The organism is Mycobacterium sp. UM_CSW, from assembly GCF_000455205.1.
Taxonomy (GTDB): Bacteria; Actinomycetota; Actinomycetes; order Mycobacteriales; family Mycobacteriaceae; genus Mycobacterium.
Genome location: NZ_AUWQ01000091.1, coordinates 1 through 15,250, shown reverse-complemented (window position 1 = coordinate 15,250; position 15,250 = coordinate 1). Strand labels below are relative to the sequence as shown.

Below are 15,250 nucleotides of genomic sequence, written 5' to 3'. Positions count from 1 at the left end.
CCCATGGTCACTCGAGTGCTGGTCGCCAACCGGGGCGAGATCGCCCGGCGGGTGTTCGCCACCTGCCGTCGGCTGGGCCTGGGCACCGTCGCCATCTACACCGACCCCGACGCCGCCTCGCCGCACGTCGCCGAGGCCGACGCCCGGGTGCGGCTACCCAACACCAACGACTATCTGAACGCCGAGGCGATCATCGCCGCGGCCCGCGCGGCCGGCGCCGACGCGGTCCACCCCGGCTACGGATTCCTCTCGGAGAACGCTGAATTCGCCGCCGCCGTGCAGGCCGCCGGCCTGACCTGGGTGGGTCCGCCGGTGGATGCGGTGCGCGCGATGGGCTCCAAGATCGAGTCCAAGAAGCTCATGGCCGCGGCCGGTGTTCCGGTGCTCGAGGAACTGGACCCCGACACGGTCACGGACGCTCAGCTCCCGGTGCTGGTCAAGGCGTCGGCGGGCGGCGGCGGTCGCGGCATGCGGGTGGTGCGCGAATTGTCCGCCCTGGCGGGCGAAGTCGCGGCCGCGCGGCGCGAGGCCCAGTCGGCGTTCGGCGACCCGACCGTGTTCTGCGAGCGCTACCTGCCCACCGGACACCACGTCGAGGTCCAGGTCCTCGCCGACACCCACGGCACCGTGTGGGCGGTGGGCGAACGGGAATGCTCGATCCAGCGCCGCCACCAGAAGATCATCGAGGAGGCGCCCTCACCCCTGGTCGAACGCACGCCGGGCATGCGCGCCAAACTGTTCGACGCGGCCCGGCTGGCCGCCGGCGCGATCGGCTACACCGGCGCCGGCACGGTCGAGTTCCTCGCCGACGACGACGGTGAGTTCTACTTCCTCGAGATGAACACGCGCCTGCAGGTCGAGCACCCGGTCACCGAGGAGACCACCGGGCTGGACCTGGTCGAACTGCAGCTGGACGTCGCCGCCGGTGGTCGCCTACCGGCCGAACCCCCGGTGGCCCAGGGGTATTCGATCGAGGCCCGGCTCTATGCCGAGGACCCCGCGCAAGGCTGGCAGCCGCAGGCCGGGCCGGTGCACGCGATCGACGTGCCGGCGGTCCGGGCCGAGTTCGGGGCGCTAGGCCACCGGACCGGGATCCGGCTGGACTCCGGGATCGTCGACGGATCGGTGGTGTCGATCCACTACGACCCGATGCTCGCCAAGGTCATCTCCTACGCCCCGACGCGGCGGCAAGCCGCGCTGGTGCTGGCCGACGCGCTGGCCCGCGCCCGCCTCCACGGCGTGCGCACCAACCGCGAACTGCTGGTGAACGTGCTGCGCCATCCAGCGTTCCTCGACGGCGCCACCGACACCGCGTTCTTCGACACGCACGGCCTGGCGGAACTGTCCGCACCGCTGGCCGACGACGCCACGATCCGGCTGTCCGCCGTCGCCGCAGCCCTTGCCGACGCCGCGCACAACCGAGCCACCGCGAAGACCTCCGGAGTCCTCGGGTCTCTGCCCAGCGGCTGGCGCAACCTGGCTTCGGGCTATCAGGCCAAGGACTACCGCGACGACGGCGACACCGAGCACCACGTCGAATACCGCTTCACCAGAACTGGTTTGACGCTGCCTGACCACCCTTCCGTGGGGCTGATCTCCGCCGCGGCGGATCGGGTCGTGCTCGCCGCCGACGGGGTGGAACTCACCTTCGCGGTGCGGCGGTACGGCCCCACCCTTCAAGACGTCTACGTCGATTCGGCCCGCGGGCCCGTTCACCTGGTCGCGCTGCCCCGCTTCCCGGAGCCGGGCTCGACCGTCGAAAAGGGTTCCCTGGTGGCGCCCATGCCCGGCAACGTCATCCGCGTCGGCGCCGCCGTCGGCGACACCGTCGCGATCGGCCAGCCACTGATCTGGCTGGAGGCGATGAAGATGGAACACACCATCACCGCGCCGTCGGACGGGGTGCTCGCCGAGCTCAACGTCGAAACCGGTCAACAAGTCGAAGTGGGCGCCGTCCTGGCAAGAGTGGAAGCGCCCGAAGCAGAAGGAGATTCACAGTGACCGACAGCAGCTTCATCGAAAACGAGGAGCGCCGGGCGCTGCGCAAGGCGGTGTCCGAGTGGGCGTCCAACTACGGCGCCGAGTATTACCTGGAGAAGGCCCGCGCGCACGAACACACCAACGAATTGTGGTCCGAGGCGGGCAAATTGGGCTTCCTCGGGGTGAACCTGCCCGAGGAATACGGCGGCGGCGGCGCCGGCATGTATGAGCTGTCGCTGGTGATGGAGGAGATGGCGGCCGCGGGCAGCGCGCTGTTGCTGATGGTGGTGTCACCCGCTATCAACGGCACCATCATCAGTAAGTTCGGCACCGAGGAGCAGAAAAAGCGCTGGATTCCCGGCATCGCCGACGGGACCCTGACGATGGCCTTCGCGATCACCGAGCCCGACGCCGGGTCCAACTCGCACAGGATCACCACGACCGCACGCCGCGACGGTGGCGACTGGATCCTCAAGGGCCAAAAGGTTTACATTTCCGGCATCGACCAGGCGCAGGCGGTGCTGGTGGTGGCCCGCACGGAGGAAGCGAAGACCGGCAAGCTGCGCCCGGCGCTGTTCGTGGTGCCGACCGATGCACCGGGTTTCACCTATACCCCGATCGAGATGGAGCTGATCAGCCCCGAGCGCCAGTTCCAGGTCTTCCTGGACGACGTCCGGCTGCCTAGCGATGCCCTCGTCGGAGCCCAAGATGCCGCCATCGCACAGCTTTTCGCCGGGCTGAACCCCGAGCGGATCATGGGCGCGGCCAGCTCGGTGGGCATGGCGCGGTGCGCGCTGAGCAAGGCCGTCGACTACGTCAAGACGCGACAGGTCTGGTCCACGCCGATCGGGGCGCACCAGGGACTGTCGCATCCGTTGGCGCAGTGCCACATTGAGGTCGAGCTCGCCAAGCTGATGATGCAGAAGGCCGCGACGCTCTACGACAACGGCGACGACGGGGGCGCGGCCGAGGCCGCCAACATGGCCAAGTACGCCGCGGCCGAGGCGGCCACCCGCTCGGTCGACCAGGCCGTGCAATCGATGGGCGGCAACGGGTTGACCAAGGAGTACGGGGTGGCGGCGATGCTCGCCTCGGCCCGGCTTGGACGGATCGCCCCGGTCAGCCGCGAGATGGTGCTGAACTTCGTCGCGCAGACGTCGTTGGGCCTGCCCCGGTCGTACTGATGGACGCCGTCGTCGAATACTCGGTCGACGGGCATGTCGCCCGGCTGACGCTGAATTCGCCGCATAACCGCAACGCGCTGTCGACGGCCCTTGTCGATCAACTGCATCGGGGACTCCGCAACGCTGCCACGGACCCACACGTGCGGGTGGTCGTGCTGGGCCACACCGGCGGCACCTTCTGCGCCGGGGCGGACCTGGGCGAGGCAAGCGACGGCGACCCATTCGAGTTGGCCGTCGCGCGGGCCCGCGAAATGACCGCGCTGCTGCGCGCCATTGTCTCGTCGCCGCTGCCGGTGGTCGGCGCGATCGACGGGCACGTCCGCGCCGGCGGGTTCGGGTTGGTTGGCGCCTGCGACATTGTGATCGCCGGGCCGCGCAGCACCTTCGCGCTGACCGAGGCCCGGATCGGTGTGGCGCCGGCGATCATCTCGCTGACGCTGCTGCCTAAGCTGTCGGCGCGCGCAGCGGCGCGCTACTACCTGACCGGCGAGACGTTCGATGCGGCCGTGGCCGCCGAGATCGGTCTTGTCACCATCGCGGCCGAAGACGTGGACGCCGCGGTGGCGAAGGTCATCGCCGACGTGAGCCGTGGGTCGCCGCAGGGCCTCGCCGCGTCGAAGGCGCTGACCACCGCCGCAGTCCTGGACGGGTTCGACCGCGACGCCGACCGTCTCGCCGAGGAATCGGCCCGGCTGTTCGTCTCCGACGAAGCCCGCGAAGGCATGCTGGCGTTCCTGCAGAAGCGCCCACCCAGTTGGGCAAACGTCTAACGGGGCGGCGCGACCTGCGGCAACAAGCCGCCAGGCCCGAGCTTGACCTGGGACGAACGTTGCAGTTTAGCCAACCCCCTTGCAGCAAAACTTCTACGTCGTACGCTCGTGGATGATGAGCAACTCAGCGCAGCGTGACGCCGGCGAGACGCAGGCCGCGCGCGACGTACCGTCCCGCGCGGCCGACACGGATCGCATCCAGGTCGCGCAGTTGCTCACCTATGCGGCCGAGCAGGGCCGCCTGCAGATGAAGGACTACGAAGACCGCCTGACGAAGGCTTACGCGGCGACCACCTATGAGGAGCTCGACGAGCTCAGGGCCGACCTGCCGGGCACGATGCTAAGCCCCCGCCGGGGCGGCAAGCCCAACCCAGCGCCGTCGACATTGCTGCTCGCCCTGATGAGCAATTTCGAGCGGCGCGGCCGGTGGAACGTCCCGAAGAAGCTCACCACCTTCACCTTTTGGGGCACCGGGGTGGTGGACCTGCGTTACGCGGACTTCACCTCCACCGAGGTCGACATCCACGCGATCTCGATCATGGGCGCGCAGAACATCTTGCTGCCACCCGAGGTCAACGTCGAGATCCACGGCCGCGGCGTGATGGGCGGCTTCGACCACACGGTACTAGGCCAGGGCACGCCCGGCGCGCCGAAGGTGAACATTCGCGGCTTCTCGCTCTGGGGCGGGGTGGGCATCAAGCGTAAGGCCCGCCGGCCCCGCTAAACGCGTTGCGTCCCAACCGCTCTGAGCGCTTCTAGCCCGGAATGTAATCGAACTTGTCGGGATTGGGGCCCCTGCGGCCTGCTTCCCCCTTGTCCAATGCCGTGATCGCGTCCATGTCGGAGCCGTCCAGTTCGAAGTCGAACAGCTCGAAGTTCTCCCTGATCCGTTCCGGCGTGACCGATTTCGGGAAGATGATGTCGCCGCGCTGAACGTGCCAGCGCAACACCACCTGCGCCGGCGACTTGCCGCGCGCGTCGGCGATGCGGTTGATCACGGGGTCGCCGAGCACCTTGCCCTGGGCGATCGGCGACCACGCCTCTGTGACGATGCCGTGATCGCGCCCGTAGCCGCGAACCTGCTCGTTGGTGAAGTACGGATGAACCTCAATCTGGTTGACCGACGGGACCGTTTCGGTTTCCGCGGCGAGGCGCTCCAGATGCTCGACCTGGAAGTTCGACACGCCGATGCTGCGAGCGCGGCCGTCTTTCGCGAACTCCTCGAGGACCTTCCAGGTGGAGACGAAGTCCCCGCCGTAGAGGGTGGGCAGCGGCCAATGAATGAGAAACAGGTCCACGTAATCGGAATCCAGGGCCTCCAGCGTTTTGTCGAATCCGCGGCGCGCATCGTCGGGCTTGTGGAAGCCGTTGTTGAGCTTGCTGGTAACGAAAACGTCGGCGCGGTCCAAGCCCGCGTCGCGGATCCCTTGGCCGACTTCCCTTTCGTTCCCGTACATTTCCGCGGTGTCGATGTGGCGATATCCGATGTCGAGGGCGCGCTTGACGGCCGCAGCCGTCTCGTCCGGCTTGATCTGGAACACGCCGAAGCCCAGCTGTGGGATGCGCACACCGTCGTTGAGTTCGATCGTTGGAACGTTGCTCATGCGTCTCCTTACCTCTTCGCACCTCTCCGCCCGACTACCCGGTCGGGGAAGTATCTATTCCACTGAAGGGATTTACCGACGCCGCCGCGACCGCAGGTAGTCGCCCACCACGGCGGCCCCCAGGCCGTCGACGTCGGGCACCACGACGCGGCCCTCGACGCGCCGCGCGACCTGGTCGATGAACCGGGCCAGACCGGGGTCGTCGCCCAGCCGGAAGATCGTCACCTGCGCGCCGAGCCGCGCCATGTCGTCGAATCCGCGCACCGTGTGGGCGATGGTCCGCGGATGCGGCGGGTAATCAAAGAACACCGCCGAACCGTCGCCGTCGAAGTCCTCCAGGTGAGCGGTCGGCTCGCCGTCGGTCACCACCAGCACGACGGGCTGTGCGTTGGGGTGCCGGCGCAGGTGGCGACCCGCCAGCGCCAGCGCATGATGCAGGTTGGTGCCCTGCTCGTAGACACCCTCCAGGCCGGTCAGCTCGGCGGCCGTCACCGTCCGGGCGTACCGCCCAAAGGCAATGATCTGCAAGGCATCCGAGCGAAAACGCGTGCACACCAGGTGATTGAGCGCGAGCGCCGTCTGCTTCATCGGCAGCCAGCGATTCTCCATCACCATCGAAAACGACGTGTCGACCAACAGCGCCACGGCGGCCTGGGTGCGGGTCTCGGTCTCGGACACCTCGACGTCGTCGACCGTGATCCGCAGCGAGACAGCGCCGTCCGCCCCCTTGACCGGAGCGGTTCCCGCCCGCCGCAACACCGCGTTCGTCAGCGTGCGTGGGATGTTCCACGGCTCGGTGTCACCGAACTGCCAGGGCCGCGTCGCGCCGGTCAACTCGCCCGCAGCGCCCGCGCGCCGATGGTCGCGCTCGCCGTGGCGACCCGAAAGCTGTTGCGCCACATCGCGCAGCGCCGTCTCGCCGAGCCGGCGCATCGCCTTCGGAGAGAGCCGCCACTGGCCGTCGGAACCACGGTCCAGGAAGCCCTGATTGACCAGGGCGCGTTCCAATTCGGCGAGTGTGCGCGCGTCGATGGCCGCCTCGTCGCCGAGCTGGCGCGCCAGCGCGTCCAGGTCAACGTCATCCATGGTGGCGCCCGGATAGCTTTGCGACAGCTGCTCGGCCAGCTGCTCCAGCTCGGCGATGTCCGAGATCGCCTGCGTCCCTTCGCCCATGCCAAACGGGTTGTCGCCGGAGAACTGCTCGGAGCCGGTCCAGTCCTCGCCCGGCCGCGCCGCCTGCAGATGGGCGTCGAGTCGGCCCAACGCCTCCATCAACGCCGGTGAACCAAACGCCTGCTGCGCCAACGCATCCAGCTCGGCACGCTGGTCGGGGCTCAGGCTGTTGCGGAAGCGTTGCGCCGCCGCGGCGCGCTTGGCCAGCGAGTCCAGCAACTCGTCGACGTTGCGCGGGTTCTCCGGGAAGAACTCGCCGTGCTTGTCCATGAAGTCTTCGAAGTCCTGCTGGGTGTCCTGGCCTTTGGCGTGCTTGTCCAGCAGTTCGTTCAGGTCGTCCAGCATCTCGTTGACGCGCTGGCGATCTTCGTCGGTGGCGCCCTCCAGGGCCTGCTTCATCCCGGCGAAACGCTGGTCCAGCATCTCGCGGCCGAGCAAATCCTTGATCTGCTCGTATTTTTGGCGTGCCTCGGCGCTGCGCCAGTCATAGTCGGAAAGCTCCTGGACGGCCTTGGCGGGCGACGCCGGAAGCGCGTCCAGCTGCAGCTCGCCGAAGCGGGCGTCGTCGTCCAGCGCGCGGGCCAGCTCCTTGCGCTCGGCCAGCACGGCCTCGTCGAGCAGCTTCTTGATCTCCTGTAGGGTGCCGTCCAAGTTGTTGCGGCGCAACAAGTCCCGTCGGCGCTTGTTCGCCTCGGCCGCCAGCCGATCGGCGCCGGGCATGTTCTTGGTGCCGCGGCGCAGCAACTCCGAGAGCGCGCGCCGCGGCGAGGTGCCGGCCATGACGTCCTGCCCGATCTGTTCGAGCGCCTCGCGCAGATCTACCGGCGGCGCCAGCGGGTCGGGCCCGCCGGTGTACGCGGAGTATCGCGACGAATGGCCTCTCGAAACAGGTTTAGCCATAAACGGTTTGGCCCTCCCCGGACACCTTGTCGATCCGCTTGGCCAGATACAACGCCTCGAGCGCCAACTCCAATGCCGCCGCCCGCTCGCCCTCGGATTCGGCGTGCAGCTTGGCGGCGATCTTGTCCACGACGGGCAAGTTGGGCACGGCGGCCAGCACGTCCTTGGCCGACACCCGCTCGCCCGTCGTGACCGCGGAGCCGCCTTCGACCGCAGCCACCAACGCGCCGACGTCGATGCCGCCCAGCACGCGGGCCGCGGTGTCGGCGGTCGCGCGGCGCAACAGGTGCTCCAGCACGGCCTGTTCGCGGCCCTCCTCGCCGGACTCGAATTCCAGCTTGCCGCGCAGCACGTCGATGACCGTGCCCAAATCGACCACCCGGGCCACCGGGTCGGTCTCCCCCAGCACCGCGCCGCGGTGCCGGGCGGCGGCGGCGACGGTCTCGGCCGCCGCGATCGCGAACCGCGCCGACACCCCGGATCGCTGGTCGATCGAGTTGGACTCGCGCAGGTATCGGGCGAACCGCGCCATCACCTGCATCAGATAGTCGGGCACCTGCGCGGACAGGTGCGCCTCCTGGACGATCACGCCCACCTCGGCGTCGAGCTCCAGCGGGTAGTGGGTGCGGATCTCGGCGCCGAACCGGTCCTTGAGCGGGGTGATGATGCGGCCGCGGTTGGTGTAGTCCTCGGGGTTGGCGCTGGCGACCACCAGCACGTCCAGCGGCAGGCGCAGCGTGTAGCCGCGGACCTGGATGTCGCGCTCCTCCATGACGTTGAGCATGGACACCTGGATGCGCTCGGCCAGGTCGGGCAGCTCGTTGACCGCGACGATGCCGCGGTGTGCGCGCGGGATCAGCCCGTAGGCGATGGTCTCCGGGTCACCGAGGCTGCGGCCCTCGGCGACCTTGATCGGGTCGATGTCGCCGACCAGGTCGGCGACGCTGGTGTCCGGTGTGGCCAGCTTCTCGGTGTAGCGCTCGCTGCGGTGCTTCCACGCCACCGGCAGGTCGTCGCCCAGGGTCGCGGCCCGCCGGATCGACTCGGGCGTGATCGGCCGGTACGGGTGCTCGCCCAGCTCGGCGCCGTCGATGACGGGTGTCCACTCGTCGAGGAGCCCGACCAGCGCCCGCAGCAGCCGCGTCTTGCCCTGGCCGCGTTCGCCCAGCAGCACGAAGTCGTGACCGGCGATCAGCGCGCGCTCCAGCTGGGGCAACACGGTGTCGTCGAAGCCCAGGATGCCGGGCCAGACCTCGTCCCCCTCAGCCAGCGCGGTCAGCAGGTTTTCGCGGATTTCCTGTTTGACTCCCCGCTCGCGGTGGCCGGCGGCGCGCAGTTCGCCGACCGTGCGGGGCATGTTGCTCGGTGATGGCACCACTCCACGCTACGCGTAACCCGCTACGGCCACCCGCTAAGCGGCCTAGTGCGCGAAGTGACGGGCCCCGGTGAGGTACAGGGTGATGCCGGCGTTGGCCGCGGCCGCGGTGACCTCGTCGTCGCGCACCGATCCGCCCGGGTGCACCACCGCCTTCACGCCCGCGGCCGTCAGCGTCTCGAGGCCGTCGGGGAACGGGAAGAACGCGTCCGAGGCCGCGACGGCGCCGCGCACCCGGTCGCCACCGCGTTCGACGGCCAGCCGGGCCGCGTCGACGCGGTTGACCTGCCCCATGCCGACGCCGATGGTGGCGCCGTCGGCGGCGATCACGATCGCGTTGGACTTGACCGCGCGGCAGGCCCGCCACGCAAACACCAGATCGGTCAAGGTGTTCGGGTCGGCCGGTGACCCGGTCGCCAGGGTCCAGTTGACCGGGTTGTCGCCGTGCGCGTCGAGCTGGTCGCGCTGCTGCACCAGCAGTCCCCCGCTGACCGGTCGCAGCTCGGTGCCGCCGGCCAGCGGCTCGGAGGCCACCAGCACGCGGATGTTCTTCTTGCGCGTCAACGCCTCGACGGCGCCCGGCGCGTAGGCCGGCGCCACGATCACCTCGGTGAAGATGGTGCTGACGTATTCCGCCATCTCGACACTGACCTCGGTGTTCGACGCGATCACGCCGCCAAAGGCGCTCAGCGGATCGCACTCGTGGGCCTTGCGGTGCGCGTCGGCGACCGACACCGACGAGATCGCGATCCCACAAGGGTTGGCGTGCTTGATGATTGCCACGCACGTCTCTTCGTGGTCGAAGGCGGCCCGCCACGCCGCGTCGGCGTCGGTGAAGTTGTTGTAGGACATCTCTTTTCCGTGCAGCTGCTCGGCCTGGGCCAGGCCCGGCCAGGCGCCGGGGTCGCTGTAGAGCGCCGCCTGCTGGTGCGGGTTCTCGCCGTAGCGCAGCATCGTCGTGCGCCGCCAGCTGCCGGCGAGCCACTGCGGGAACGCCGTAGGGGGATGCTCGGGTGCCAGCGTCGACTCCATCCAGCCGGCTACGGCGATGTCGTAGTCCGCGGTGTGTTGAAACGCCAGCGACGCCAGCCTTTTGCGCTCGGCGAGGGTAAATCCGCCGTTGCGCACCGCCGCGAGGACGCCGTCATACCCGAGCGGGTCGACGACGACCGCCACGCTGGGATGGTTCTTGGCGGCCGCCCGAACCATCGACGGGCCGCCGATGTCGATCTGCTCGACGCATTCGTCGATGCCCGCGCCGGAATCGACGGTCTCGCTGAACGGATACAGGTTGACGACGACCAGTTCGAACGCCGCGATCCCGAGCTCCTCGAGCGCCGCCGCGTGCTCGGGCTTGCGCAGGTCGGCCAGCAGCCCGGCGTGCACCCGCGGGTGCAGCGTCTTGACCCGCCCGTCGAGCACCTCGGGGAAGCCGGTCAGCTCCTCCACTGGCGTGACCGAAATTCCTTTGTCGGCAATGGTTTTCGCGGTGGAACCGGTGGAGACGATCTCCACGCCCGCCGCGCTCAGGCCCTCGGCGAGCTCGATCAGCCCCGTCTTGTCGTACACGCTGATCAACGCGCGGCGAATCGCCCTTCTTGACTCGTCGCTCATCCTATGCTCGCCTTTCGTCCGGTCCAGGTCACGCCGCGGGTTGCGATCGCGGCCACCACATCCACCAACAGTCGCCGTTCGATGACCTTGATGCGCTCATGCAGTGTCTCTTCGTTGTCGCCGTCGAGCACCGGAACGGGCTCCTGCGCCAATATCGGCCCGGTGTCCATACCGGCGTCTACCAGGTGCACCGTACAGCCGGTGACCTTCACACCGTAAGCCAGCGCGTCGGGCACCGCATGCGCCCCGGCGAAGGCCGGCAGCAGCGCCGGATGGGTGTTGAGCGTTCGGCCGCAGAATCGTGAAAGAAATTGCGGCCCAAGTATTTTCATGAACCCCGCGGAGACGATGAGATCCGGCGAGTGCGCGGCAGTCGCCTCGGTGATGGCCGCATCCCAGGCCGTGCGGTCGGGGTAGTCGCCGAGGCGGACCGTGAACGCCGGCAACGACGCCGCCGCCGCGACCTCGGTGGCCCGACATTCGCGATCCACGCCGACCGCGACTATGCGCGCCGGATAGTCACCCGCGGCGGCTTCGATGAGCGAGCCCAGCAATGAACCGGTGCCGGACGCCAGCACCACCACCCGCGCCGGCGCGCTCGGGGGCACGTGAAGCGGTTGGGGCACAACGGGGAGCCTAGTCGGGCGACGATGCGCGCCGGCACGGCGCGCTGAGAAGCCCGACAATCAGACCTAGTCGGAGGTATCGCCGCGCCGACTCTGCGTCCAGCGCTATATCGCTCGGCGTGTCGGCGCGCTCAGCGCAGTCTCGATCACTCCGGGCGCGGAGCCTCGTCGTCCTCGGCGGCCGACTCGCGGGCCGGCTCGTCGTCCTCGCTGATCGTCGGCTCCTCCTCGACGGACTCGCCGGCCGGCTCGTCGTCGATCTCGTCCTCCGGGTCCTCGAACAGCACCGGCTCCTCCACCGGTGCGGCTCTCGGTCGCCGGGGCCTCCTGAGCCGGATGGGGCGGATCCCGCCGGCCATCACCACGGTTATCCAGCCCACCACCGCGAACCAGAAGAACACGCCGATCAGCAGGGCCCCCTGGTCGACGCCGACGTCACCGAAGTTGCCCAGCCGGCCGCTGCCGCCGTAAGCCAGCAACGACATCACCAACGCGCCGGCGACCGATGCGACCAGCAGTTTGGCCAGCGCCGGCAGCACCGGCAGCGCGTGCCGGGCGCATTGTTGTCCCACGGCAACACCGGACGAGGCGCCCACGATGAGCAACGCGACCCAGACCGGACCCAGTGGCGGCGTGGGAGCCGCGGCCAGGATCGGCAGCGCGGGCATGTCACCGCCGAACACGGTGAACGGACTGAACGTCGCGAAACCGAGGTGTGCCGAAGACCCGACCGCAATCGCCGACGTGCCGACGATGACGTTCGGTGCGTACAGCACCGACAGCACCGTGAGGCTGAACTCTCCGAATATCGAATCGGTGATCCCGTAGAGCTCTTGCATCGTCGACCAGTGCACGACCAGCGAGCCCGCGGTCACCAGGCCGGAAAGCCCGAGCAACGCCAGCACACCGGCCACCGCCGCGCGCAGCGAATCACCGAGCCAGTTGGGCAGCGGCGATGCCGCCAGCGCGCGCCGGCCCACCCGCGACCACACGCCGATCCCGGCGCCGATGGCGTGCACCACCAGCACGCTCGCGAACGCCCGCAGGGCGCTGGGCGTCTGCAGCTCGGTGATCACCGACGACGCGTCGTGAATGACTGCGAGCGCGATCGCCGCCATCAGGAGCGGCCCACCCAGCGCGGAGGCGATCACCCACCGGACGACCAGCCATGACGAAGAGGGAGAGGTCGCCCTTGCGCTGGTGCGCGCGGTGCCCCACACCATCAACAGGGCCGGCAGCAGCGGCAGCACGCCCAGTTCGCGGCCACCGATCGAGATCGGCACCTGGTGCACTCCGAGCCACATGCTGGCGATGGCGCCCGGCGCACCCGTCATGTCGCTGTTGGCGATCAGCAACTGCAGCAACGTGACCGCGGCGATGATGCCCAACGCCACCACGGCCGGCGCGAACGCCACCCGGACAAGGTCGCGCGCCTGGCGAGCGCCTGCCGCCCGGTTGTCCGCGCTTTCCGACACCCTTGTCACTCTTGGCGCACGTGCCCGACTACGCGCGAGAGCGCACGTTTAGGCCGGTGCCGCCGGCCCGGACGACGGCGACTGCTGCTCCTGGCCGCCGGTGTGGCTGGATTGCTCGGCCGGGGCCGAACCCGCCTGCGACTCGTTGGACGACGGAGGCGGGCTGAAGCTGGGAAAACCGGTGGGTGGCGTCGACGGTCCCTGCTGATGCTGCGCGGTCGGCTGCGGACCCGACTGCGGCGAGGGCTGTGCACCGAAGCCGCCGGTCGACGTGGGGATCGCCTGCTGGGTCACGTCCTGGCTCGACGGATAGCCCCCGTACTGCGCGCCGTACCCGGACGGCCGCGGCGGCTCCTGGTGTCCCGCTTGCTGCTGCCCGTAGTAGGACGGTTGCTGTCCGTACTGCCCGTATTGGCCGTATTGGCCGTACTGGCCGTACTGCGCGTACGGGTCGTACTTGGGCCGCGGGGCGGGTGCGGTGATGACGCCGGCGTCCAGCAGCAACGCACCGATGGCGGCGATCGCCTGGAAAATGCTGCAGGCCACCAGAGGCCACATCGCCCAGCCGATCGCGAAACCGGCGGGCGTGTTGACGGTCTCGGTGATGGCCAGGAGCGCACCCAGCGTCGCGATCACCGCGACGATTCCTACGTAGCTCTTGGCCTTGGGCAGCAAGCTGATTGCGGCCAGCAGGGAAGCCAGCACCGCGACGATGACCGCGGTGCCGGCATCGCCGGCGCGTCCACCGCCCGGGCCCAGGTCGGCGCCGATGGTGAACGTCGGGCCGAAGTTCAGCAGATACACCGCGATGCCGAGCACCACGACCGCGATGTTCAGGATCCGCGGAAGCTTGCTTTCGCCGTCGTCGGTCTTGGCGAACGACGGTGTGCTGCCCGCGTAGGAGCCGGCGGGCTGCTGGGGTTGATATCCGGGGCTACCGGGCGAGTAGGTCATGACTCCTCCTGTTGCTTCCCGTGGTCTTGAAGTGTCTCGGCGGTGTCACATTCAAGCGCGACGCGGTGCCGCTGGGCGCGCCGCTTCGAAACACCTTCCCCATGTCGCGTAGCGGCGCGATCGATCACCCACGCTAGCGCACGTCCGGACGGGCGCGCCGGGACGCCGCGCCCCGGTAGCTTGCCCCGCATCGGTAGAACACGTTCTAATCCTGTGCATGGATTACGGGCTCGTGCTTTTCACCAGCGATCGTGGCATCTCCCCGGCGGCCGCCGCCAAGCTTGCCGACGACAACGGCTTCCACACCTTCTACGTGCCGGAACACACCCACATCCCGGTCAAGCGTGAGGCGGCCCATCCCACGACGGGCGACGCGTCGCTGCCGGACGACCGCTACATGCGCACGCTAGACCCATGGGTAAGCCTGGGCGCGGCATGCGCCGTCACCTCCCGGGTGCGGCTGTCGACTGCCGTCGCACTGCCCGTCGAGCACGACCCGATCACGCTGGCGAAAAGCATTGCCACCCTTGACCATCTGTCGGGGGGCCGCGTCAGCGTCGGCGTCGGGTTCGGGTGGAACACCGACGAGCTCGCCGATCACGGGGTGCCGGCCGGCCGCCGGCGCACCATGTTGCGCGAGTACATCGAGGCGATGCGTGCGTTGTGGACGGAAGAAGAGGCCGCCTACGACGGCGAATTCGTCAAGTTCGGTCCCAGCTGGGCCTGGCCGAAGCCGGTGCAGCCGCACATTCCGGTGTTGGTGGGCGCGGCCGGCAATGAGAAGAACTTCAAGTGGATCGCGCGCAGCGCCGACGGCTGGATCACCACGCCGCGCGACTTCGACATCGACGAGCCGGTCAGGCTGCTGCAGGACACCTGGGCGGCCGCGGGGCGCGACGGCGCCCCGCAGATCGTCGCGCTGGACTTCAAGCCGATCCCCGAGAAGCTGGCGCGCTGGGCCGAGCTGGGGGTGACCGAGGTGCTGTTCGGTTTGCCGGACCGCCCCGAAGACGAGATCGCCGCCTATGTGGAGCGGTTGGCCGGCAAGCTGGCCGCCGCGGTCTAGCCAAACCCCAGCGGCTCGCACACCCGAGCCGATACGATTTGCTCCTTCACGTCCGGATCGTGACGTGCTGGGAGGTGTCCCATGTCGTTCTTGATCGCGACGCCGGAACTGGTGACAGCGGCCGCAACGGATCTGGCGAATGTCGGGGCGACACTCGGCACGGCCAACGCGGCCGCCGCGGCCACGACAACCGAACTGCTGGCGGCCGGCGCCGACGAGGTGTCGGCAGGCATCGCGGCGTTGTTCGGCGCGCAGGGCCAGGCCTATCAGGCGCTCAGCGCCCAGGCGGCCGCCTTCCACGCCCAGTTCGTACAGCTGCTGAGCGCCGGCTCCGCCTCGTACGCGGCCACGGAGGCGGCCAGCTCGTCGCCATTGCAGGCCGTCGAGCAGGAAATCCTCGGCGTGATCAATACGCCCACCCAGGTGCTGTTCGGCCGCCCGCTGATCGGTAACGGCGCCAACGCCGCACCTCTCAGCGGGGCGGACGGCGCGCCCGGCGGATTCCTGATCGGTAGCGGCGGCAACGGCG

At 69.1% G+C, this 15,250-nt stretch carries 12 protein-coding genes and 1 pseudogene; 6 read left to right on the top strand and 7 right to left on the bottom strand.

Annotation, left to right across the window (positions count from 1 at the left end):
• The first annotated feature begins 3 nt into the window (after window positions 1–3).
• The 4 genes from N415_RS25205 (at window position 4) to N415_RS25190 (ending at window position 4,658) form a co-directional block, all read left to right on the top strand.
• Window positions 4–2,001 carry a biotin carboxylase N-terminal domain-containing protein gene (locus N415_RS25205; RefSeq protein ID WP_068187637.1) on the top strand — a complete coding sequence of 666 codons (1,998 nt, stop codon included), beginning with the start codon at window positions 4–6 and terminating at the stop codon, window positions 1,999–2,001.
• Complete coding sequence (locus N415_RS25200) at window positions 1,998–3,164, top strand: acyl-CoA dehydrogenase family protein (protein WP_068187635.1); 1,167 nt, start codon at window positions 1,998–2,000, stop codon at window positions 3,162–3,164. Before N415_RS25205 ends, N415_RS25200 begins: the two co-directional genes overlap by 4 nt.
• On the top strand, window positions 3,164–3,934 hold the full coding sequence (locus N415_RS25195; protein WP_068187633.1) for an enoyl-CoA hydratase family protein: 771 nt from the start codon (window positions 3,164–3,166) through the stop codon (window positions 3,932–3,934). The genes N415_RS25200 and N415_RS25195 overlap by 1 nt, the downstream gene beginning before the upstream one ends.
• 115 nt (window positions 3,935–4,049) lie before the next feature.
• Window positions 4,050–4,658: a DUF1707 domain-containing protein gene (locus N415_RS25190; protein ID WP_068187686.1), complete on the top strand. Its 609-nt coding sequence runs from the start codon at window positions 4,050–4,052 to the stop codon at window positions 4,656–4,658.
• 31 nt (window positions 4,659–4,689) lie between these two features.
• Here the strand turns inward: N415_RS25190 and N415_RS25185 are convergent, their stop codons facing one another.
• The 7 genes and pseudogenes from N415_RS25185 to N415_RS25155 form a co-directional block, all read right to left on the bottom strand.
• Window positions 4,690–5,538, bottom strand: coding sequence for an aldo/keto reductase (locus N415_RS25185; RefSeq protein ID WP_068187631.1), 849 nt, complete (start codon window positions 5,536–5,538; stop codon window positions 4,690–4,692).
• A 72-nt stretch (window positions 5,539–5,610) separates the two neighbouring features.
• A complete protein-coding gene (locus N415_RS25180) occupies window positions 5,611–7,611 on the bottom strand; it encodes a VWA domain-containing protein (protein ID WP_068187629.1) in 2,001 nt (666 codons plus the stop codon).
• Window positions 7,604–8,968: an ATP-binding protein gene (locus N415_RS25175; protein ID WP_152531568.1), complete on the bottom strand. Its 1,365-nt coding sequence runs from the start codon at window positions 8,966–8,968 to the stop codon at window positions 7,604–7,606. Before N415_RS25175 ends, N415_RS25180 begins: the two co-directional genes overlap by 8 nt.
• A 63-nt stretch (window positions 8,969–9,031) precedes the next feature.
• The gene (gene purH, locus N415_RS25170) at window positions 9,032–10,600 is read right to left on the bottom strand and encodes a bifunctional phosphoribosylaminoimidazolecarboxamide formyltransferase/IMP cyclohydrolase (protein WP_068187625.1); all 1,569 of its coding nucleotides are present in this window, start codon (window positions 10,598–10,600) and stop codon (window positions 9,032–9,034) included.
• Window positions 10,597–11,226 carry a phosphoribosylglycinamide formyltransferase gene (gene purN, locus N415_RS25165; RefSeq protein ID WP_068187622.1) on the bottom strand — a complete coding sequence of 210 codons (630 nt, stop codon included), beginning with the start codon at window positions 11,224–11,226 and terminating at the stop codon, window positions 10,597–10,599. The genes purH and purN overlap by 4 nt, the downstream gene beginning before the upstream one ends.
• Window positions 11,227–11,525: 299 nt before the next feature.
• Window positions 11,526–12,710 (bottom strand): annotated as a pseudogene (locus N415_RS25160) (DUF6350 family protein); the annotation flags it as partial.
• 39 nt (window positions 12,711–12,749) lie between these two features.
• Window positions 12,750–13,655: a DUF5336 domain-containing protein gene (locus N415_RS25155; RefSeq protein ID WP_068187618.1), complete on the bottom strand. Its 906-nt coding sequence runs from the start codon at window positions 13,653–13,655 to the stop codon at window positions 12,750–12,752.
• A gap of 217 nt (window positions 13,656–13,872) precedes the next feature.
• On the opposite strand from N415_RS25155, the gene N415_RS25150 reads away from it, so the two are divergent.
• Window positions 13,873–14,721, top strand: a complete 849-nt coding sequence (locus tag N415_RS25150; protein WP_068187616.1) for an LLM class F420-dependent oxidoreductase — start codon at window positions 13,873–13,875, stop codon at window positions 14,719–14,721.
• Window positions 14,722–14,802: 81 nt separating this feature from the next.
• Window positions 14,803–15,250: PE family protein (locus tag N415_RS25145; protein WP_152531567.1), on the top strand; the 448-nt coding region annotated here is incomplete at its 3' end.